The 21,585-nt window shown below is 62.6% G+C and carries 20 protein-coding genes; 12 read left to right on the forward strand and 8 right to left on the reverse strand.

From position 1 onward, the window contains the following. Nucleotides 1-9: 9 nt before the first annotated feature. A complete protein-coding gene (locus tag IVB42_RS15630) occupies nt 10-1,686 on the reverse strand; it encodes a glutamine--tRNA ligase/YqeY domain fusion protein (protein WP_085395031.1) in 1,677 nt (558 codons plus the stop codon). Between the two features lie 166 nt (nt 1,687-1,852). Between IVB42_RS15630 and gltX the strand changes: the two genes are divergently transcribed. From gltX to IVB42_RS15670, 8 genes are all read left to right on the forward strand, one after another. Next, entirely contained in the window at nt 1,853-3,280 is a 1,428-nt protein-coding gene (gltX, locus tag IVB42_RS15635) for a glutamate--tRNA ligase (RefSeq protein WP_085353254.1), read from the forward strand. 169 nt (nt 3,281-3,449) lie between these two features. Continuing rightward, nucleotides 3,450-4,754 carry a citrate synthase gene (gene gltA, locus IVB42_RS15640; protein WP_018458093.1) on the forward strand — a complete coding sequence of 435 codons (1,305 nt, stop codon included), beginning with the start codon at nt 3,450-3,452 and terminating at the stop codon, nt 4,752-4,754. A 177-nt stretch (nt 4,755-4,931) separates the two neighbouring features. Continuing rightward, nucleotides 4,932-6,110, forward strand: a complete 1,179-nt coding sequence (locus IVB42_RS15645; RefSeq protein WP_198957573.1) for an ROK family transcriptional regulator — start codon at nt 4,932-4,934, stop codon at nt 6,108-6,110. A gap of 57 nt (nt 6,111-6,167) precedes the next feature. Next, nucleotides 6,168-7,454: an ABC transporter substrate-binding protein gene (locus IVB42_RS15650; RefSeq protein WP_085353258.1), complete on the forward strand. Its 1,287-nt coding sequence runs from the start codon at nt 6,168-6,170 to the stop codon at nt 7,452-7,454. Beyond that, nucleotides 7,451-8,374, forward strand: a complete 924-nt coding sequence (locus IVB42_RS15655) for a sugar ABC transporter permease (RefSeq protein ID WP_085362119.1) — start codon at nt 7,451-7,453, stop codon at nt 8,372-8,374. The genes IVB42_RS15650 and IVB42_RS15655 overlap by 4 nt, the downstream gene beginning before the upstream one ends. Beyond that, the gene (locus tag IVB42_RS15660; protein ID WP_018458097.1) at nt 8,367-9,224 is read left to right on the forward strand and encodes a carbohydrate ABC transporter permease; all 858 of its coding nucleotides are present in this window, start codon (nt 8,367-8,369) and stop codon (nt 9,222-9,224) included. The genes IVB42_RS15655 and IVB42_RS15660 overlap by 8 nt, the downstream gene beginning before the upstream one ends. Nucleotides 9,225-9,234: 10 nt before the next feature. Next, entirely contained in the window at nt 9,235-10,344 is a 1,110-nt protein-coding gene (locus IVB42_RS15665; RefSeq protein WP_247336801.1) for an ATP-binding cassette domain-containing protein, read from the forward strand. After that, nucleotides 10,341-11,108 carry an SDR family oxidoreductase gene (locus IVB42_RS15670; RefSeq protein ID WP_247336804.1) on the forward strand — a complete coding sequence of 256 codons (768 nt, stop codon included), beginning with the start codon at nt 10,341-10,343 and terminating at the stop codon, nt 11,106-11,108. Before IVB42_RS15665 ends, IVB42_RS15670 begins: the two co-directional genes overlap by 4 nt. Before the next feature lie 121 nt (nt 11,109-11,229). Here IVB42_RS15670 and IVB42_RS15675 read toward each other — a convergent pair whose 3' ends face one another. Continuing rightward, nucleotides 11,230-12,195, reverse strand: coding sequence for an ABC transporter substrate-binding protein (locus tag IVB42_RS15675; RefSeq protein ID WP_247362617.1), 966 nt, complete (start codon nt 12,193-12,195; stop codon nt 11,230-11,232). Between the two features lie 612 nt (nt 12,196-12,807). Here IVB42_RS15675 and IVB42_RS15680 point away from each other — a divergent pair. The 3 genes from IVB42_RS15680 to IVB42_RS15690 all read left to right on the forward strand — a co-directional run bounded on the left by IVB42_RS15680 (nt 12,808) and on the right by IVB42_RS15690 (nt 14,586). Continuing rightward, on the forward strand, nt 12,808-13,215 hold the full coding sequence (locus tag IVB42_RS15680; protein WP_085357631.1) for a hypothetical protein: 408 nt from the start codon (nt 12,808-12,810) through the stop codon (nt 13,213-13,215). Nucleotides 13,216-13,679: 464 nt separating this feature from the next. Beyond that, nucleotides 13,680-13,853: a hypothetical protein gene (locus IVB42_RS15685; protein WP_247336810.1), complete on the forward strand. Its 174-nt coding sequence runs from the start codon at nt 13,680-13,682 to the stop codon at nt 13,851-13,853. A gap of 292 nt (nt 13,854-14,145) precedes the next feature. After that, nucleotides 14,146-14,586, forward strand: a complete 441-nt coding sequence (locus tag IVB42_RS15690; protein WP_247470555.1) for a hypothetical protein — start codon at nt 14,146-14,148, stop codon at nt 14,584-14,586. A 202-nt stretch (nt 14,587-14,788) separates the two neighbouring features. Here the strand turns inward: IVB42_RS15690 and IVB42_RS15695 are convergent, their stop codons facing one another. The 4 genes from IVB42_RS15695 to lpxA form a co-directional block, all read right to left on the reverse strand. Then, nucleotides 14,789-14,962, reverse strand: a complete 174-nt coding sequence (locus tag IVB42_RS15695; RefSeq protein WP_164988493.1) for a hypothetical protein — start codon at nt 14,960-14,962, stop codon at nt 14,789-14,791. Between the two features lie 1,694 nt (nt 14,963-16,656). Further along, on the reverse strand, nt 16,657-17,856 hold the full coding sequence (lpxB, locus tag IVB42_RS15700) for a lipid-A-disaccharide synthase (RefSeq protein ID WP_247336816.1): 1,200 nt from the start codon (nt 17,854-17,856) through the stop codon (nt 16,657-16,659). Beyond that, nucleotides 17,853-18,710, reverse strand: a complete 858-nt coding sequence (gene lpxI, locus IVB42_RS15705; protein WP_039799320.1) for a UDP-2,3-diacylglucosamine diphosphatase LpxI — start codon at nt 18,708-18,710, stop codon at nt 17,853-17,855. Before lpxI ends, lpxB begins: the two co-directional genes overlap by 4 nt. A gap of 19 nt (nt 18,711-18,729) precedes the next feature. After that, nucleotides 18,730-19,521: an acyl-ACP--UDP-N-acetylglucosamine O-acyltransferase gene (gene lpxA, locus IVB42_RS15710; RefSeq protein WP_247298534.1), complete on the reverse strand. Its 792-nt coding sequence runs from the start codon at nt 19,519-19,521 to the stop codon at nt 18,730-18,732. A 175-nt stretch (nt 19,522-19,696) separates the two neighbouring features. Here lpxA and IVB42_RS15715 point away from each other — a divergent pair, with 175 nt between their 5' ends. Next, nucleotides 19,697-20,041 (forward strand): KTSC domain-containing protein, encoded by a 345-nt coding sequence (locus IVB42_RS15715; protein WP_085353277.1) that lies wholly within the window; start codon nt 19,697-19,699, stop codon nt 20,039-20,041. A 6-nt stretch (nt 20,042-20,047) separates the two neighbouring features. On the opposite strand, the gene fabZ is transcribed toward IVB42_RS15715, so the two are convergent. After that, a complete protein-coding gene (fabZ, locus tag IVB42_RS15720) occupies nt 20,048-20,509 on the reverse strand; it encodes a 3-hydroxyacyl-ACP dehydratase FabZ (RefSeq protein ID WP_007610868.1) in 462 nt (153 codons plus the stop codon). Continuing rightward, entirely contained in the window at nt 20,506-21,573 is a 1,068-nt protein-coding gene (gene lpxD, locus IVB42_RS15725) for a UDP-3-O-(3-hydroxymyristoyl)glucosamine N-acyltransferase (protein ID WP_085353279.1), read from the reverse strand. Before lpxD ends, fabZ begins: the two co-directional genes overlap by 4 nt. Nucleotides 21,574-21,585: the final 12 nt, after the last annotated feature.

Consider the following 21,585-nt stretch of genomic DNA (forward strand, 5'->3'; position numbering starts at 1 on the left):
CAGCTCTTTTCAGCCTTTGGCAACTTCCTTCGCGAACGTGTCGCGCAGACCGATAGTCCTGGAAAATACCGGTCTGTCGGACGTCGAGTCCTTGTCGCGCACGAAATAGCCCTGGCGCTCGAACTGCATCGGCTCGGTCGAATTGCTTTCCGCGACCGATGCCTCGACGCGGGCATTAGCGAGAATTTCCAGTGACTGCGGATTGAGGTCGGCGGCGAAGTTCGAGGCGTCCGGGCTCGGTTTGGCAAACAGCTGATTGTAGATGCGGATTTCCGCGGGCACGGATGTCGCCGCCGGCAGCCAGTGCATGGTGGCCTTGACCTTGCGGCCATCGGGCGCGTTGCCGCCCTTGGTCGCGGGATCGTAGGTGCAGCGCAGCTCCACCACCTCGCCGGCATCGTTCTTGATCACGCCGGTGCACTTGACGAAATAGGCGTAGCGCAGCCGCACCTCGTTGCCCGGCGACAGACGGAAGAACTTTTTCGGCGGGTTCTCCATGAAGTCGTCCTGCTCGATATAGAGCTCACGGCCGAACGTGATCTTGCGGGTGCCGGCGGAGGGATCATCCGGATGGTTGATCGCCTCGAGCTCCTCGGTCTGCCCCTCGGGATAATTCTCGATCACGATCTTGAGCGGCTTAAGCACCGCCATGCGCCGCTGCGACGTGCGGTTCAATTCCTCGCGGATGCAGAATTCCAGCATGCCGACGTCGACCACGCTATTGGCTTTCGCAACGCCGATGCGCTTGACGAATTCGCGAAGCGCGGCCGGCGGCACGCCGCGGCGGCGCATGCCCGCCATGGTGGGCATGCGCGGGTCGTCCCAGCCCGCGACATGGCCCTCGCGGACGAGCTGGGTCAGCACACGCTTGGACAGCAGCGTGTAGGTCAGGTTCAGCCGCGCGAATTCGTACTGGTGCGGCTTCGAGGGCACCGGCAGCTTCTCGATGAACCAGTCGTAGAGCGGCCGATGGTCCTCGAACTCCAGCGTGCAGATCGAGTGCGTGATGCCTTCGATGGCGTCCGATTGGCCGTGGGCATAGTCGTAGCTTGGATAGATGCTCCATTTGGTCCCGGTGCGCGGATGGTGCGCATGCAGGATGCGGTACAGCACGGGGTCGCGCAGATTGATGTTGCCCGCACCCATGTCGATCTTGGCCCGCAGCACGCGCGCGCCGTTCGGGAATTCGCCCGCCTTCATGCGACGGAACAGGTCGAGGTTTTCATCCACGGTGCGATCGCGGAACGGCGAGTTCTTGCCGGGCTCGGTCAGCGTGCCGCGCGCAAGACGAATCTGCTCCTGGGTCTGGTCATCGACATAGGCGAGCCCGTCGCGGATCAGCTGCTCCGCCCATTCGTAGAGGCGGTCGAAATAGTCCGAAGCGAAGAACAGGTTCTTGCCCCAGTCGAAGCCGAGCCAGCGCACGTCGGCCTGGATGGAATCGATATATTCCTGCTCTTCCTTGACCGGATTGGTGTCGTCGAAGCGCAGATGGCAACGGCCCGGAAACTCTTGGGCGATGCCGAAATTGAGCGCGATCGACTTGGCGTGGCCGATATGGAGATAACCGTTCGGCTCCGGCGGGAACCGGGTCACGATCTCCTTGTATTTGGCCTCCTCGAGGTCGGCCTGGATGATGTCACGAATGAAATCGCGCCCAACCTCGTTCGCCACCGGTTCTGTCATTACGAAAATCCTGTAGGGAAATCAGCGGCCCTTCTGCCAAATTCCCTTGGCTGAGCCAAGGGCTTAAGCAAGGTCTCAAGCAACCCCTGGCGGTCCGCTGCCGGGCTTTAGTTATGCTCCGGTCCTGTTATATACCAGCGCCTCCAATGCATAGGCCCTGCCAAGAATGACCTCTCCCGTCGTCACCCGTTTCGCTCCTTCGCCGACCGGCTTCCTCCATATCGGGGGCGCGCGCACGGCGCTGTTCAACTGGCTCTATGCGAAGAAGCACGGCGGCAAGATGCTGCTCCGGATCGAGGACACCGACCGGGAGCGCTCCACCGAGGCCGCGATCGGCGCCATCCTCGACGGCCTGAAATGGCTGGAGCTCGGCTGGGATGGCGACGTCATCTACCAGTTCAGCCGCGCCGCCCGCCACCGCGAGGTCGCCGAGCAGCTGCTCGCCGACGGCAAGGCCTATCGCTGCTACGCCACCGCCGAGGAGCTCACCGCGATGCGCGAGAAGGCGCGCGCAGAGGGGCGCACGCGCCTCTATGACGGCCTGTGGCGCGACCGCGATCCGGCGACGGCCCCGACCGACGTAAAGCCCACCATCCGGCTCCGTGCGCCCCAGACCGGCGAGACCGTGATCGAGGACCAGGTCCAGGGCCGCGTGGTCTGGCAGAACGAGAATCTGGATGACCTCGTCCTGCTGCGCGGCGATGGCAACCCGACCTACATGCTCGCTGTGGTGGTCGACGATCACGACATGGGCGTCACCCACGTCATCCGCGGCGACGACCATTTGATCAACGCGGCCCGCCAAAAGCAGATCTACGACGCGATGGGCTGGACGCTGCCGAGCATGTCCCACATCCCCCTGATTCATGGCCCGGACGGCTCAAAGCTCTCCAAGAGGCACGGCGCGCTTGGCGTCGATGCCTACCGCGCCATGGGGTACCTCCCGTCCGCGCTCCGCAACTATCTCGTCCGGCTCGGCTGGAGCCATGGCGACCAGGAAATCTTCTCGACGGAGGAGATGATCGCGGCGTTCGATCTTGCCAGCGTCGGCCGCGCAGCAGCGCGCTTCGATTTTGCCAAGCTGGAAAACCTCAACGGCCACTACATCCGCAATGCCGACGATCAATCACTCGTGAAGATGTTCGAGGACGTGCTCGACCACGTCGTGCCCAGCCGCGACGAGCTTAAGGCCAAGTTAAACGACACCACGCGCGCGCAGCTCCTGAAGGCCATGCCGGCCCTGAAGGAGCGCGCCAAGACGCTGATCGAGCTGATCGACAGCGCCTATTTCATTTTCGCGGACCGGCCGCTGGAGCTTGACCCGAAGGCGGCGGCGCTGCTGACGCCTGAGAACCGCAAGCTGATCGGCCAGCTTCATTCCGCGCTGGAGAAAGTCGAGACGTGGAGCGCGGCCAATGCGGAAGCCGCGCTGCGCGCCTTTGCCGAGGAAAATAGTCTCAAGCTCGGCGCGGTCGCCCAGCCGCTGCGGGCCGCGCTGACCGGTCGGACGACGTCGCCCGGCATATTCGAGGTTTTGGACGTCCTGGGACGCCAGGAAAGCCAGGGCCGGCTTAAGGATCAGGCTAAGGACTAGCTGAGGGCCAGCCTACGACGTAAGTCGACCATGCGTGGCGCCATCTTGCAGCGCACACAGCAATAATATACCCATCTCACCCGTACCTTCTGGAACATCCGGCCTGCCCCGCGATATCTCATCGGGGCCTCCGGGTCCGGCCCGTTTCACCATACATCGGGGACCTCTGATGGACGCCAAACCAAGCAATAAGACCGCCACACTGACGGTCGGAAACAAGAATTTCGATCTTCCGATCCACAGCGGCAGCGTCGGGCCCGACGTCATCGATATCGGCAAGCTCTACGGCCAGTCCGGCCTGTTCACCTACGATCCGGGCTTTACCTCGACCGCGAGCTGCCAGTCCAAGATCACCTATATCGACGGTGACGCGGGCGTGCTGGAATACCGCGGCTATCCGATCGAACAGCTCGCCGAGAATGGCGACTTCCTCGAGACCTGCTATCTGCTGCTGTTCGGGGAGCTTCCGACCGCCGCGCAGAAGAAGGATTTCGACGACCGCGTGATCCATCACACGATGGTGCACGAGCAGATGGCCCGCTTCTTCCAGGGCTTCCGCCGCGACGCCCATCCGATGGCGATCATGGTAGCGGCTGTCGGCGCGCTCGCCGCGTTCTATCACGACTCAACCGACATCAACGATCCGAAGCAGCGCATGATCGCCTCCATGCGCATGATCGCCAAGATCCCGACGCTGGCTGCGATGGCCTACAAATACACGGTCGGCCAGCCCTTCGTGTATCCGAAAAACTCGCTGAAGTTCGCCGAGAACTTCCTGCACATGTGCTTTGCCGTGCCGTGCGAGGACTACAAGATCAACCCGGTGCTGGCTGACGCGCTGGACAAGATCTTCATCCTGCACGCCGACCACGAGCAGAACGCCTCGACCTCGACCGTGCGTATCGCCGGCTCCTCCGGCGCCAACCCGTTCGCCTGCATCGCGGCCGGCATCGCCTGCCTGTGGGGCCCGGCCCATGGCGGCGCCAACGAAGCAGCGCTCGCGATGCTCGCCGAGATCGGCTCGGTCGACAAGATCCCCGAGTTCATCGCCAAGGTGAAGGACAAGAACTCTGAAGTCCGCCTGATGGGCTTCGGTCACCGCGTCTACAAGAACTACGATCCGCGCGCCAAGATCATGCAGAAGATGTGTCACGCCGTGCTCAAGGAGACCGGCCATGGCGACGATCCGATGCTGAAGGTGGCGCTCGAGCTCGAGAAGATCGCGCTCAGCGACCAGTACTTCATCGACCGCAAGCTCTACCCGAACGTCGACTTCTATTCGGGCATCACGCTGAAGGCGATGGGCTTCCCGGTCTCGATGTTCACCGTGCTGTTCGCGGTCGCCCGCACCGTCGGCTGGATCAGCCAGTGGAGCGAGATGATCGAGGATCCGCAGCAGAAGATCGGCCGTCCGCGCCAGCTCTACACCGGCGTCACCCGCCGCGACTACGTTGCGATCAACAACCGGAAGTAAGATCGAGCCCATCACGGCTTTCGAAGCGGCGCCATCTCCGGATGGCGCCGTTTTGTTTTGCACGGACACAACCCTGCTGCCGTGCACAACAACAAGTCGGCGCAATATCTCGGCCGACGCTTGACGTCGCAACGCTTCGCGCGCAAATTCTTACTCTAAGTAAGAATGACGACAGGGATGGAAATGCCGGAGCAGCCGAGAAGTCGGCGGCAGACGCGCGCTGCCATTTTGACTCACCTGCTTCAGTCAGGCGGGTCTTTTCGCCCGCCGCTGGCCAAGGCCGTGCGCCTGTCGGAAGCGAGCCTGTCGCGCATCCTGTTCGATCTGAAGGCCGAAGGCCTGATCGAGGAAGTGCGGCGCCCTGCCCCTTATGTCGGTGGCCCCACGGGTCTCGTGTCGCTCGATAAGGCGGTGGCGCTCGCGGCGTTCGAGCTGACCACTCAGCGGCTCAGCGTCGGGGTCGGGGGCCTGTCGGGCGAACTGCACTACACCGGGCATGTGCCGCTGCCGAAGACGCCGACCGTCGCGACGGTCGGCCGGGCGTTTCGCGAAGCGATGACATTGCTGCGCGAGTGGACGCGGCGTCGACGTATCCCCCTCGCACAGATCGGCGTCTCGATTCCGGGTCTCGGCCGGCTGGGCGCGTCAGGCAATCCGATCATTCCCTGCGATGTCGGGCGGATCAGCGAGATGTTCGGCGAGACGCTTCCCGGCGTGCGGGTCGAGTTCACCAATTCGGTCGTCGCGCACGCCATCTTTCACCGTTGCCGCACGGAGCATTATCCATTCAGCGGCGCGCATCTCTTCGTCTTCGTCGGTCAGGGCGTCGCGGGCACCTGGATGGATGACGCGGTCGAGGACGATGTCCTCCAGCCGGTCGAGCTCGGCCACATGGTGTTCGGAGCCGACGGACCAATTTGCCGCTGCGGTCATCATGGCTGCGTCGAGGCTTATACGTCGCTTCCCGCTTTGGCCGAGCTTCTTGGCGTCGCGGAAGCCGAGTTGCTTGAGCTCGGCAGCGAGTGGGTGACCGCGATGCCGCTCTCGTCGCGCGTGCGGCAGGAATTGCGCCGGCGGCTGTTCCGGCTTGGCCTTGCGATCGGCAATACGCTGAACGTGAAGCCATGCAAGGGCGTCGCGATCAGCGGCTGGCCGTCGCTCCTCACCGAGGACGATCGCAACGCGCTCGTCGAGGGGATCGACGCCAGCCTGTTGGGCGGCCGCAAACACGCGCAAGTGTCGCTCGCTTTCGTGCCGCCGTCGAACGGCAACGATCCGCGGGCGGCGCTGGCATTCGCGTCTTTCTGCCTCGCTTGCCGCGGCGGCATGCCGGCCGCATCGGCCGAGGCCGCCTGACGTACCTGATGCCGCGCGGCTCTCGCGCGAAAGAGTTCACACCGGGAGGAAATTGCCATGCCGATCACGACAACAAGGCGCCAACTGCTCGCCGGATCTGCGGCCGCGCTCGCGCTGCCGGCATTCGCCCGCGCGCAAGGCGCGATCAAGCCGCGTCTGACTGCGATCTCGCAATGGTCCGCAGGTAGCGATGGGGCGGCCATCACGGCACTCGGCAAGAAATTCGAGGAGAAAGGCGGGGTTTGGCAGCACTCGCCCGTCCCCGGCTTCACCACCGAGATGATGAACAAGCTGCGTGCCCAGATCATGGCCGGCGATCCGCCGGCCTGCTCGCAGCTCAAAGGTCCCGAGATCGCGGCCTGGTCCAAGATTGCCCCAACCGTCGATCTCGATGCCGTCGTCGCTGCCGCCGGCTACGAAAAGGTTGTCGCTCCGGATCTTGCAAAATTGCACAAGCCGGGGGGCAAGTGGATTGCACTGCCGTTGCAGATCTACAGCACCAACATGCTGTTTCTCTCCAAACGCGCGATGGACAAGGCCAAGGCCGACAAGGTCCCCGTCACATGGGCTGAGTTCAACGACCTCGCCGAGAAGATGAAAGCAGGCGGCGTCCCCTATCCCATCGCCAACGGTGGCACCCGCCCGGACGACGGCCAGAAATTCGAGGCCGCTTTGGCGGGCATCAGCCCCACCGCTTACCGCGCAGCCATCATGAATCTCGACAAGAAGGCCCTGGAGGGCCCCGAGATAAAGGCTGCCTTCGTACAGGTGCGCAAGATTGCCGACTGGATGGACCCCAACGTCGGCGCCCAGCACTTTTCGACCAACTTGAAGCGCTTTGTCGACGGCGACATGGGGATGATGATCATGGGCGGGTGGGCGCAGGGCGTCTTGCGCAACGCCGGCTTCAAGTTCGAGGACTTCATCATCGCCCCGGGCCCGAGCGACAATAGCAAGCCGGTCTTCCTGTTGAATGCCGATGCCTTCATATTCTGGCAGCGCAAGGAGCCCGACCTGCAGGCCGGCCAGACGCTGATGGCCCAGCTCGTCATGGATCCGGCGATCCAGACTATGTATTCGCAGATCACGGGATCGATCCCCGTGCGCACCGATGTCGATCTCTCCGGCGAAGGCTGGTCGGACGGGCAACGGCGGACCGCAGCAGCCCTGAAAGACGCGATTGCCAGCAATCAGGCCGTCCTCAGCCTTGCGCACAACATGGCGCAGGAAAACGGCATGACCGCAGCGATGATCGACGTGATCACGGAGTACGTGAAGAACAAGACGATCAAGCCGGAGCAAGCGGCCATACGCCTCGCCGAAGCCGTCGAGAGCTCACGTTGACGATCGCCGTCTCGACAACACCGGGCCGGCCGGCGGCCTCTGGCTGGGTACGCCGGCTGCCTGAATATCTGACGATCTGGGTGCCGCTGCTGTTGTCCGCCGCGCATCTCATTGCGTTTACGCTGTGGACGATCTGGATATCGTTCACGCCGTCCACTCTGGTCCCGGTCTCGGGCTGGGTCGGCTTGCGCAACTATTCTGCGGTCGCCGCATCGCGGAACTGGCAGATTGCCTTGGACAATCTGCTGCTGTTTGGCAGCGCCTTCGTGTTGCTGAGCCTGGCGACCGGTCTCATCCTTGCGATCCTGCTCGATCAGCGCATTCGCGGCGAGAATCTGCTGCGGTCCATCTTCCTCTATCCTCTGGCGGTGTCATTCGTGGTCACCGGCACGGTCTGGAGTTGGCTGCTCAATCCCGGCCTCGGGATCCAGAAGCTGGTCCGCGACCTCGGCTGGACCTCCTTCCGGTTCGACTGGCTGATCGACCGCGACATGGCCATTTGGACCATTGTCATCGCTGCGATCTGGCAATCGTCCGGTTTCGCCATGGCGCTGTTCCTCGCCGGCCTTCGCTCCGTCGACGCCGACCTGATCAAGGCCGCGCAGATCGACGGCGCCGGACCGATCCGAATGTACCGGCGTGTCATCCTGCCGACCCTTTGGCCGATCACCATCACCGTCATCGTCATCCAGCTGCAGTTCGCGATTTCGACCTTCGACCTCGTCCGCGCGCTCACCAATGGCGGACCCGGGATCGCCACCCAGCTGCCGGCCCTCGTCGTCTATGACCTGATGTTCCAGCGCAGCCTGCTCGGACGCGGAGCGGCGGCGGCAGTGCTCATGTTGCTCATTCTTCTTGCGGTTTTGCTGCCCTATGCAGCGTGGCGTTATGTCCAGCGGCGGCGGGCGATCCATGCGTGAGCGAACCATCGCGCCAAGCCGGATTCTGATCTATCTCGTCGTCTCGCTGATCGCTGCAGCATGGCTCGCGCCATTGGTTGTTGTCGTGCTGAACTCGCTCCGCACCAACGAGGAGATCGCGCAGGCGTCGATGATCGGCTGGCCGAAGCAATGGGCATGGAGCAACTACGCCGCGGCCTGGAGCGGTTTCTGCGTCGCCGAGACCTGCGCCGGCATCCGGCCGTACATGCTGAACTCCGCGCTCGTCACGATTCCCGCGACGATTTTCTCGACCCTGCTCGGTGCTGTCGCCGGTTACGCCGTGTCGCTCTGGCGTTTTCGCGGCGATAACTGGATCTACGGCATCGTGACCCTCGGCCTCTTCCTTCCCCAGCAGATGCGCTTGCTTCCCTGGACCATCGTGTTGCGCGATACGGGCCTGATGAACACGCTAACGGGCCTGGTCGTGATCCACACGATCCAGGGACTCTCCTTTACGGTCTTGTTCTGCCGAAACTACTACACTGCCATCCCGCAGGATCTGATAAGAGCTGCGCGCATCGATGGCGCAGGGTTCTTTCGTATTTTCTGGCGCATCATCCTGCCGCTCTCGCCGCCTATTCTGGTCGTCACCGTGATCTGGCAGTTCACGCATATCTGGAACGAATTTCTCTACGGCGTGACATTCACGACTGGTCAGCAACAGCCCGTCACCGCCGCGCTGATCGCGCTATCCGCAGCAGTCGCGGACATCCCGCAGCATGGCGTGCAGAGCGCGGCGGTGATGATCGCCGCCCTGCCGACCCTGCTGATCTATCTGATCGGCGGCAAGTATTTCGTGCGCGGCCTCACCGCCGGGGCCGTGAAATGATCGGATTGTCATGGCAGCCCTAAGCATTCGCTCCCTGTCCAAGCGCTACGCCAATCTGGAGGTGCTGAAGGGCATCGATCTCGACATCGAGAGCGGTGAATTCACCGTGCTCGTTGGCCCATCCGGCTGCGGCAAGTCCACGCTGCTCAACATCATCGCTGGGCTCGACCTCCCGAGCGCAGGCACCGTGGAAATCGGCGGACGTATCGTCAACGACATTCCGCCGAAGGACCGCGACATCGCGATGGTGTTCCAGTCCTACGCGCTCTATCCGTCGATGACGGTGCGCCAGAACATCACCTTCGGCATGGAATGCCGTCACGTCCCGAAGGCCGAGCAGGAAAAGGCGCTGGCGAATGTGGCCAGGCTGCTCCAGATCGAGCCGCTGCTCGGCCGCAAGCCCTCGCAGCTCTCCGGCGGCCAGCGCCAGCGTGTGGCGATGGGCCGGGCGCTGGTGCGCGATCCCCTGCTCTTCCTGTTCGACGAGCCGCTCTCCAATCTCGACGCCAAGCTGCGCGTCGAGATGCGGATGGAGATCAAGCGGCTGCACCAGCGCATCGGCGCCACCATCGTCTATGTCACACACGATCAGATCGAGGCGATGACGATGGCGACGCGCATTGCCGTGATGCATCGCGGCGTGGTGCAGCAGTTTGCCGACCCGGATACCGTGTATCGCTATCCCGCCAATCTGTTCGTGGCCCGCTTCATGGGCTCGCCGCCGATGAACACGATGCCGGCACGGCTGGAGGCCGATGCCGGCGGGCCGGTGGTCGTGATCGGCGCGGGACGGCCGGACGAGGTCCGCCTCCGCCTTCGTCAATACGACGCGGCGGCCCCTTTCGTCGGCCGTGACGTGGTGGTCGGGATCAGGCCGGAATGCCTCGCCGAGGGCAGCCGCGTGTTCTCCGCCGATCCGCCCGTCGTCGTCACCGCGCCGGTGGAGATGGTCGAGCCGACGGGAGCCGAAACGATCGTGCTGCTGCGGCTTGGCGGCGAGCCTGCGCTGGCGCGCATCACGCCGGACATCCGCCCCACACCGGGCGCCGCCGCCCCGTTCGCGCTCGACACGCGTCGCATCTGCCTGTTCGACCCCGAGACGGAGCGACTGATCGCATGACAAGAACGAGCTATGCCGGCCTTAGGGACCGCGTGGTGTTGATCACCGGTGGCGCCAGCGGCATCGGTGCCGCCTTCGTGCGGGCGTTCGCGGCGCAAGGGGCGCGCGTCGCGTTCCTGGATCTCGATGAAGCAGCCGGCCGGGCGCTGGTCGCGGAAGTGAAGGCCGCGGCCGGGACCGTACCCTTGTTCGTGCCGTGCGATCTCCTCGACATCGACGCCTTGCGCGGCGCCATGGCGCAGGTCCGGGGATCGCTTGGCGATGCCGCGGTCCTCGTCAACAACGCCGCCAATGATCAGCGTCAGGTGCTGGCCGAGGTGACGCCGGCCGAATTCGACTGGATGATCGGCGTCAACCTCAAGCACGTCTTCTTTGCCGCGCAAGCGGTGGTGCCGCAGATGCAGGCGCACGGCAGCGGTTCGATCATCAACATGTCGTCGATTGCCTGGATGCGCGGCGCGCCGGGGCTGCCTGTCTACGCCGCGGCAAAGGCCGCGATCGTCGGCTTCACCAACTCCCTGGCCCGGTCGCTCGGGCCCGACCGCATCCGCGTCAACGCGATAGCGCCGGGGATGGTGATCACGGAGCGTCAGCGCCGGCTGTGGTACCCGGACGACCAGGTGATCGCCGAGCTGCGCACGCGTCAGGCCATTCCCGACGCGGTGACGCCCGACGACATCGCCAACATGGCGCTTTTCCTCGCCTCGGACGACAGCCAGCGCATCACGCGGCAGTGTTTTCAGGTCGACGCTGGTCTCGGCTAGAGCGTGATCCGAGCTGCTGTCGTAGAGGTCCGCTCCGTCTCCGAGAGCAGCCGCGTGAGCCCACCTCACCTTGAGTCGGAGTTGGGCCATGAACGGACTCCTGCATCGCAGCGAGATAGCTCTATTCAATCACCTCGTCAGCGCGAATGAGTAGTGAAGGCGGCACTGTTAAGCCGAGCGCCCTGGCCGTCTTCATGTTGATCACCAACTCGAATCTGGTCGGCTGCTCGACCGGCAACTCGGGGGGCTTGATGCCTTTGAGGATCTTATCGACGTAGCCGCCAGCACGACGCAATAGATCGAAAATATCCGGGCCGTAGACGACTAATCCGCCATCCGCAAATTGTCGGAAGAAATGCATCGCGGGCAGATGATGTTTGGCCGCGAGCGCGATAACTCGTGGGGCTTGGCGAATGATAAGAACATCGCCAAAGACAATGATTGCATCGGCGTGCTGGGCGGCAGCCGAGGCAAAGGCGATATCAAGCTCCTCGTCCGCGGTCGCCTCAACTATCGGCAGAGCCACGCCCAACTTCCGGGCTGCGCTTGGTGCCTCCTCGGCTACCATCAGCCTGTGCATGGGGTTGCTCGGATTGACCAAGAGCGCAATTTTCGACGCGCCAGGAACCAGTTCCTGGAGGATTTCTATTTGTTTGGCGGTCCAATCTCCCGGCACCCAGCTCGCGAGACCGGTCATGTTACCGCCTGGACGCGCGAGGCTTTGGATGAGGCCGAGCCCCACGGGATCGGCGACAACCACGAATACAATCGGAATGGTGGCAGTTGCCGATTTAAGGGCAAGGGCTGGTGACGGCCCGAGGGCAATTACCAGATCGGGAGTTAGCGTCACCAACTCCGCAGCTAGGGTTGACAAGCGATCCGGAGTTTCGGCAAAACGATATTCAACGAGCAGGTTCCTGCCCTCGATCCAGCCCTTCTCGCGCAAACCACTGCGCCACGCGTTGCGACCCTGAGAATCTAGGAATCCGCCCAAGAGACCGATCCGGCGAGGCGTGCCCTGGGCCCGCAAACGCCGTGGCGAAACGAGCAGCATTGCACTGCCTGCTATGAACTCCCGCCGCTTCATTCGATCCTCATCGGAGCCCGAGGACGATCGAACACAGAGTATCACGTCTCGATAGTTGGTGCACTCACAGCTGGGAGATGCAGGGGATCGGCGCAGCGGCAACTTCGGGTCACGTGCCGATATCCTATAAACGAGCGCCAAGGTTGCCACGTAATCGCACCACTGGATTGGTTAGAAGTCATGCCTTATCGTGCGCGTACTTCTCCAAAAGCAGCCGACTACATCACTTTCTCAGGGCCTCCGCGAAATATGCCCGGCGACCAGCACGCACACACCGTAGGACCAGTCAGCGACACTGACTTGCGTATTCAGTCGGGCGCCGTGTGAAGGTGCCGAAAGCGAGTACGATTCTCCGGGCCCTAAACAAGCTGAGGCATTATGCCTCTTGGGGCGAAACACCCATTTCTACGGGTGCACCAGTCTCGTAGAATGTGGTTGCCCTAGAAGCGGGATGTGCCGAAGTCGCCGTTCGGGACCAACGAGAAGTGCTAGCGCTATCGGCAGGTGCGCTACCCTATGAGACCGCCCCTTTTCGGTTTCTCACCACGACTCCACATTTCCACGCGCGCAGCTTTTGCGGCGGCTTGTTGCAGTAACCCAGGGAGAAAAGCGATGAGCAAGATCGATCGAAGGTCTGCATTGACATTCGGGTTGGCAGCGGCTTCGGCGGCCATGATAAAGCCCGCCGCCGCTCAAACGACGGGCTACAAGGACACAACTCCGTGGCCAGGTGTGGTGGTGCGTGAGTATGATAGCGAGACACCATCGCTGATCCCGGGTTTTAAGACCGTCTCAATGCGCGACATCATCATGCAGCCGGGATCGAAGACCATGGGGCCCCCGATGATGAATGCCATGGTCTGCCATATCACCGAAGGAGAGCTTCGGCTTGAGCAGGACGAAAAGACCTTTACCGGCAAGAAGAATTTTGTCTGGACCTGCAACAAGGACACAAAGGAGCAGGCGTTCAATGATGGGAACGTGGTCGCGATTATGCGGATCACCGACCTGAAGGCTTAAGGCTCGTTCTTCGTAAGTAATCGATTGTGGGAGCGAATGACGCACGCGACGGTGCCGATCGCGTCGGTTTCCGCAATGAACCAATGGCCGCCACGCGACCGGCGACGGTGTCGTCATACTGGCGGACCGCAGCTGCGGCAGACGACCGGAGTGATGATCTAATCAATCGGGAAGGCGTTATCCTACAGAGGAGTATCCTATGAAGTTGGCTCTAACATCAGCACTAGTCATTTGTCTGCTCGGTGCGCCGGGAATTTCGTTGGCCGCGGACGCCAAGGGCGACGTGGAGAAGGCTTACGCCGCTTGGGATGCCGCATTCAATAAGCACGACGAGAAAGCCATCGGCGCCTCCTATGTTGCGACGGCAAAATTGATGCCACCCACACATCAGGTCGCGTCGGGTCCGGCTGAGATCGAGAAAATTCTTTGCCGGACTCTTCGCGAGCGGTGTGACGGATCACAAGTTGGAGATGATCGACGCCGGCGGAGACGATAAGGTTGTCTTCGGCACAGCCAAGTGGAGCGCCACGGGTAAGGACAAGGAGGGCAAGCCGTCTCCCTTCAGTGGTTTAGCGACGCATGTCTTCGAACGCCAAGCCGACGGATCGCTCAAATTGAGACTACAAACATTCAACTAAAGCGGTCGAAGCTTAATCGGTCCGGCGAGGCGGCGGCCTTACCGGACACCCAAAACGGCTACTTGTCTCCGGTGCAAGCTATGTCCGGGTTGGGTCCAAAAGCAGCGGTGGACGTCAAGTTGGATCGAGGTCCGGTTTGCCCCTGACAGCCGGCATGACACGCGCTCAATTGACCTTCGGCTAAGGGCCAAGAGGCGAAATTGACTCGGTCGCCAAAGGTAAAGCCGTGCCGAGGTAGTGATCGGCATCTCTAACGGCATGCACTTTCCGATTGAACCTTGGCGCAATTCCGATGACCCACGCAAATGGGCAGGGAAACGGAGGTTTCCATGACCAGTTCCAGTGGACGCCCGGTGCATTTTTATCGGTTGATCGTAGCCCTGTATGCGCCAATTTTTTCGGCATCAGCACAGCCTATTCACATGATCCGATCGGGCCAGAACTGAACGCTTGGTTCAAAAGTCTCAAGAATAAGGCAGGTGAGCCGTGCTGTGATGGAGGGGACGGCCAACACGCGGAAGCCGAGTGGGATGTGGCAAAAAGCGGCTATAGAGTCCTTCTGAAAAATCCGCAGCGCCCAAGCGAACCCGGGCAATGGTTTAACGTGCCAAACTCTGTCGTGCTCAACCGGCAGAACCTCAGCGGCAGGGCGCTGGTTTGGTGGTGGCCGTCCTACGCCGAAGGAAGAATGATTCCTTTGTGGCGCTGCTTCATTCCCGGACCGGAAGGATGATCCGTCGTTGGGCAATCAATAGCACCCGTAGTCCGCCATGGGTCAAGGTGCGAAGAACCCGGCCTGAGCAAAACCAGTCCGCTTCCACCCACGAAGCTGACCTCAATGAGACGGTTCGCCACTTCGCTGATGGGCCACAAGCGGGAATGCCAAATGAGCAGCTCAAGCCTCGCCGCACGAGGACGGGTGCAGTCCAATCCCCTCAGGAGATCGAGCGCCAACGCTCTTGGCTCATCCGCAGTTCAAACTCGAGCTGGTACTTTTGGGCTTTTCGGATCGCATCGCGGCGTTCTTGGCGAAGCCGGATCGAGGTATCGATCGCTCGTTGCGCTCGATCGAAGAGTTCTAGCGTTTCACTGCTGAAGGGCTGGGCCATGATGATCGCTCCCGTCTAGGCGGGAGCGCAAATCATCTCTCAGGCACCGACGCCTACGGACAAGCCTTTGGCCGGCGATAATCGGTAGTGCGCCACATCTGGAGGAACTGCAACCGAATACGCACTCCTCTGGAGCGAGCATCGATGCATCAGGTCCGTTTGGCCAGCGACAGATTGCGAGACTACTCGTGTGCTGAGAGCGGCGGGCGGAGCTTCTTCCGGCTGAGGGCTAATCTTAGTCTTTCCCTCAGTTGACGGATTTCGTCATATTGCTTTTCGATCTCTGGATCGATGCGCAGCCGTTCTAATTGCTGCTCGTGCAGTTTCGACAATGCTGCAATATACGAACTTTGGATGGGCGGGACACGCATGATGACCCTTAATAGAATGCGAGAAAAGCCTCTCAAAACACTTGGCCGAAGCACAACTTAGAAAGAGATTTTGGGGTGGAGCCTTTCTGACAATGCGGGCTCGCTGGCGAAGTTCGGTCGTTGCGGCTTTATGACGCCTGCAGGCTGTTCCCCGACCTTCAGGAGTCCAGCTTCTGGCGGAGCTTCCTGATCAATTCGCTGAGGCCGGCGGCATACTTTTCGATGATGCGCCGTCGGGCTCTCGGGGGCTTCACTTCTGGCTTGGGCGCAGGCTTATCGTTCATGGACATCACATCATGCGCACGGTGGCAGGCGGTTTTGATCCAGATCGATCGTTCTCTTCAGGGGAGCTGGTCTGCTCGCTTCGCGATCAACTCAGCCCGGGCCATTGCCGCTTCGGCGCGTGCAAGGCGGAGAAGTTCACGTTGTTTTCTCAAGGCGGCGCGAAGCGTGCGGGCCTCGTCGCGCAACCTGCGACTGTCCTCCCGCGTAGTCTGAAACTGGGCAAATGTCGAATCGTCCATAGCGGAATTGGGAGCAAGCCGGCCGGTTCCTGCATTTGGCTAGGTTAAAGAACACGGTGCCCACTCCCTCAGAGGGAGCTCGATGCGCTGGAGTCCGCTTTGGGTCAAAATGCGAAGAACTCAACGTGAGAAAATCTGGTCCGCCATGCCTCACTGATCGGACCTCACCCGGTGCGCTGCTACTTCGCCGATGGGCCAGGAGCCGACATGCACCTCATATTGATCCCAGCTCCGTAACCAGCTTGGGAAGCATCCTGCCGCGTAATGAGCCGGAGGGAGCGAAGCCGCAGTCTTTCGCGCCCATTCGTCGATAGAAAGGTGCAGCATCTGGGTCCGCTTCGATCACCATACGATGAGCGCCCATGGCTGTTGCTTCGCTGGTGGCTCAATGAAACAGCTTCATTCCTACACCATTACGAAGCATCGTCGGGTCAACGAACAACTTCAACAAATCAGCCTCGCTTCCAGTGACCTGGACTTGGGCGACGCCGACAATCTTGCCGTGCTCTTCCGCCACCGCAATCGAACTAGATTGCAGTTCGTATGGTTCGATAGTGAGTTCACCCCGACACGCGTCCATGAAGTCGTTGCCGTAACCCCATACAGCTTTGGACCTAAGACACAAAGCCGAGAGCGTTGGTAGTTCTTCAAGTCTCGGCGGTCTGAGAACACAAGTCACGAAGCTTGGCTCCTGCATCGGCTTTCGGATACCACATCGTGAGGCCGATGTCTCAGGCCACCAGCCGCCCGATCGCGCTCAACGTGAGAGGCTTCCGCTTTGCTCTCGTAAGCCAAGAGTTTAGGAGTACGCGTCCGGGCTCGCCCGCCTACCCTTGCGTATCGTCGCCAGCACGATGTCGGCTGCGAGCACGCTCGGCGATCTGTTGCCTGTCGACATGATCGTATCGAGCTGGGCGAATGCTTCCACCTGCTGCCGGCGCAGCGGTGAATCGGTCAGAAGCTCCGAGAGCGCGGGCGCCAGCTTCTCCGGCGTGCAGTCTTCCTGCAGGAACTCCGGGATGACATCCTTGCCGATCACGAGATTGGCGAGGATCACCGAGGAGACACGGATCGCGCGGCGCAGGATGAAGGCTTCGATCGCGCCGACGCGATAGGCCGTCACCATCGGAATGCCCGATAGCGCGAGCTCCAGCGTCACCGTGCCGGATTTTGCCAGTGCCGCGCGCGCGATGCGGAAGGCAGCGCGCTTCTCGTTCTCGCCGACCACGATTTGAGGCTTGACCAGCCAGTTCGCGATGCCTTCGCGGATGGTGGTTTCGAGATGCGGCATGGTCGGCAGCATCAGCTCGAACGCGCGGCCTTCGGTCTGCAATCGGCCGAGCGTCGCGCCGAACACGTCGAGATGGTGCCTGATCTCGCTGCGGCGGCTGCCGGGCAACACCAGCAAGACCGGCGGCTCGCCGTCGCGGCGCGCCTGCTCCTCCGCGTTCGGCCGCAGCGAGGGCAATTGCTCGATCAGGGGATGGCCGACATAGCTGCATGGCGGCCCGCCGAGCTTGCGGTATTCCTCCGGCTCGAATGGCAACAGGCCGAGCACATGGTCGACATAGCCGAGCATGGTCCGCGCCCGTCCCGGCCGCCAGGCCCAGAGCTGTGGCGAGACGTAGTCGACGATCGGGATCGCCGGATTGCGCGTCCGCACGCGGCGGGCGACACGGTGGGTGAAATCGGGGCTGTCGATGATGACGAGCGCGTCCGGCGCGGCTTCGGTCACTGCCTCCGCGGTCTCGCGGATCAGCCGCAGGATCTTCGGCAATTGCTGCACGACCGCGGCGAAGCCGACGATCGAGAGCTGCTCGATCGGAAACAGCGTCTCGAGCCCCTGGCGCGCCATGGTGTGGCCGCCGACGCCCACGAACTGCACGCCGTCGCCGAGGCGCTGGCGCAGCACCTTCATCAAGGCGCTGCCGAGCCGGTCGCCGGATTCCTCCGTGGCGATCAGGAAGATCTTGCGCTTGGGATCGCGACCCTGCATCACGCCGGCAGGCCGATGACGAAGAGATATTTTGCGTCGGCGAGTGCGATCATTGCCTGCGGCTCGGCGGCGATGGTGTTGCCGGCAACGACGGCGATCCCGGCCAGCCCTGCGGCGGCGACGCCCTCGAGGGTGCGCGGGCCGATCGTCGGCAGGTCGAAGCGCAGATCCTGCCCGCTCTTTGGGACCTTCACCAGCACGCCCCGCCCGGTGGCGGCGCGGATGCGGCCCTCTTCGCGCAGCCGTTCCACGCGCGCGAGCAGTGCATCGGTGCCCTCGATATCCTCGACCGCCACCACATGGCCGTCGATCACGACCGCGGCCTGGCCGATGTCGAACGGACCGAGGGCGGTCAGCACCGCGCGTCCGCGCTCGATGTCGGTCTTGCCGGTGTCGCTCGGCCAGGCGCGGCTGATGCAGCCCTCGGGCATCAGCAGATCGGGCGCGACATCCTTGATGCCGACCATGCGAAAGCCGCCCTGCTCGAGAATGCGCCCGACGCCGGACAACAAATGATCGTCGCCGCCGCGGAAGGCGCGGATGACATTGCCGAGCAGCCGAAGCGTCGTGAAGTCGACCCGGACCTCCGAGAGCGAAGGTCGCACCAGCGTGCCGATGAAAATCAGGTCGCGGCAGCCCTCCTCGCGAAACAGCCGCATGGCGCGGCCGAGCTGGCCGACCGAGATCCAGCGATGACGGAATTTCTCTACCCGCGCGGGATCGCAGGCTCCCCGAAGCGGAAACAACACCGGCGTGATGCCGCGGGCGGCGAGCGAGTCGGCAACCGCGAACGGCATCGCGCCGCCGCCAGCGACGACGCCGACCGGCGATGAAATTTCCGAAGCCGCCGATGTCATGCCCGGGGCCATTCCATCATCACTTCGCGATGGCGGGAAGACAGAGCGGGCGCTTGCCCTTGCCGATGAAGTCGAGGATTTCGCCGATCGCCGGATCTCCACCGGCGAGCGGCCGCGCCGCCTCCAGGCGTTCGGCAAAGGTAGCGGGGCCACGGAAGAGTTTCTGGTAGAACGCGCGCACGGTCACAAGCCGCTGCTTGGTGAACTTGCGCCGCTTCATGCCGATCAGGTTGAGGCCTTCGAGCACCGCATATTGGCCGTTGACCAGCCCATACGGGATGACGTCGTCGCGCACGCCGCAGACACCGCCAACCATCACATAGGGGCCGATGCGGGTGAACTGATGCACTGCGGACAGGCCGCCGATATAGACGGCGTCACCGATCTCGCAATGGCCGCCGAGCGTCGCCGAGGTTGCGAAGATCACGTTGTTGCCGACCATGCAGTCATGCCCGACATGACTGTTGTTCATGAAATAGCCGTCGTTGCCGACGCGCGTCAGGCCACCGCCCTTGATGGTGCCGACATTCATGGTCGCACCTTCGCGGATGGTGCAGCCCGAGCCGATCTCAAGCTTCGTGGGCTCGCCCTTGTAGCTGAGATCCTGGGGCGCCCCGCCCAGCACCGCGAACGGCGAGATCACGCAGCCATCTCCGATCGAGGTGTGGCCGATGACGGTGACCTGTCCGATCAGCTTGCAGTTATTGCCGATCGCGACATGCGGGCCGATGATGCAGAAGGGGCCGATCTCGGTGCCCTCGCCGATCACGGCGCCGTCCGCGATCCGTGCGGTGGGGTCAATCTTACTCATCAAGCAATCTGACTCATCAAGAAGGTCTGATTAGGTGTTGAAGTCGCTCGGTTTTCCGCTGGTTAGCGCGACTATGCCCGATCTGTCCAGTGACGTATGATCTCTCCGTGTTTCAAGTGCCGGATGAGGCAGCCTTCCCGGGTCATCAACAAGTTCACGCGGAGCTTCAGGTATCGTGGTCAGGGCCCTGGCACTTCTCCTCGCACAGTTCGCCGCGGCGCCGATCGTCTCCGAGACGATCGAGACCGCCGAACACCGCCCCATCGACCTCGCGACGTTCGAGTGCCGCGACATCAGCCGCAGCACGGTGCTTCAGCGGGTCTGTTACGACCGTGCGCAGCAGGCCCTCGTCGTGGCCGTTGAAGGCGTTTATGACCGCTATTGCGGCGTACCGGTCGACACGGTCGAGCGCCTGCTGGGCGCACCGTCCATGGGACAGTTCTTCAACCAGAACATCAAGCGCGAGGTCAGCGGCGGCCGGTACGCGTGTCCTGCGCGCGAGCGCATCCAGAGAAGTTGATCCCGCTCAGTCGGTCAGCATGGCGCCGACGTCGGCCTCCGCAACCACCTGGCCGTTGACCTTGGCGTCGCCGTGAAACCACCACATGGCCTTGCGGCGGCCGATCGAGCGCATGTGGTATTCGATGGTATCGCCGGGCAGCACAGGCTTGCGGAACTTGCACTTGTCGATGGTGAGGAAATAGACCGCGCGCGGCTTCTCGGTGCCTTCGACCGACTTGATGCCGATCACACCCGCGGTCTGCGCCATCGCTTCGATCATCATGACGCCGGGATAGACCGGGCGATCGGGAAAGTGGCCCTGGAACGGCGGTTCGTTGAAGGTGACATTCTTGATGCCGATGCCGCTGTAATCGGTGCGGATGTTGATCACGCGATCGATCAGCAGCATCGGAAAACGGTGCGGGAGCGTTTGCAGGATCATGTTGATGTCCACAAGCTCGAACCTGACCGGTGCTTCGTCCGTCACTCCCGTTCCTCCTGCTTCGGATCGGCCTTGCTGTCGCGCGCCAAGCGCTCGACCGCCAAAATTTCCTTGAACCACTGCCTGGTCGGCTTGGCGAAAAAACCACCCCAACGTCCGTTGGGAGGAACGTCGTCCTTGACGCCGCTCATGGCAGTCACCTGAGCTCCATCCCCGATCTTGACGTGATTGTTGATGCCCACCTTCGCTCCCAGCGCCACGTTGTCGCCGAGGGTGAGGCTGCCGGCAAGGCCGATCTGGGCTGCCAGCAGGCAGTGCCGGCCAATGGTCACATTGTGGCCGATCTGGACCTGATTGTCGATTTTGGTCCCTTCCCCGATCACGGTGTCGCGCAAGGAGCCCCGATCGATGGTGGTGCCGGCGCCGACCTCCACGTTGTTCTGAATCAGCACGCGGCCGGTCTGGGGCACCTTCAGATGGCCCTCGGGGCCGAAGAAGATGAAGCCGTAGCCGTCCTGGCCGATCGAACAACCGGGGTGGATCAGCACGTCGTTGCCGATCAGCGCGCACTGGATGGCGGTGCGTGCGCCGACATTGCAGTCCCGGCCGATCTTGACGCCGGGGCCGATCACGGCCCCCACACCGATCACCGTGCCGCTGCCGATCTCCACGTCAGGGCCGATCACGGCCAAGGGATCGACGATCACGCCGTCCTCGAGCCTGGCGGTGGGGTCGATGATGGCCGACGGCGCGATGCCGTCGTTGCCGGTCCAGGATTGCGGCCGGAGCGCGTCGCCATGCCACTCCCGCGCGATCCTGACGAAGGCGCGGAACGGCTGTGGCGCCCGCAGCACGGCGACATGCGCGGGCACCCGCGCCTCGAAGCGTGGGCTCACCAGGCAAGCACCGGCCTTGGTCGCCTTGAGCTCATCGGCATATTTGAGATTGTCGAAGAACGTCAGGTGCATCGGGCCGGCTTCGTCGAGCGAAGCAAGACCCCTGATGATTTGGCCGCCCCTGGCGGGATCGACCAACTCCGCCTTGGTCAGCGTGGCGATGTCAGCCAGCGCTGAGGCGGGCGGCTGTGTGAAGAAGGTCGGCTGCGCCATTCCACCCCGTCG

It is taken from the genome of Bradyrhizobium sp. 45, from assembly GCF_023073155.1.
GTDB lineage: Bacteria > Pseudomonadota > Alphaproteobacteria > Rhizobiales > Xanthobacteraceae > Bradyrhizobium > Bradyrhizobium canariense_D.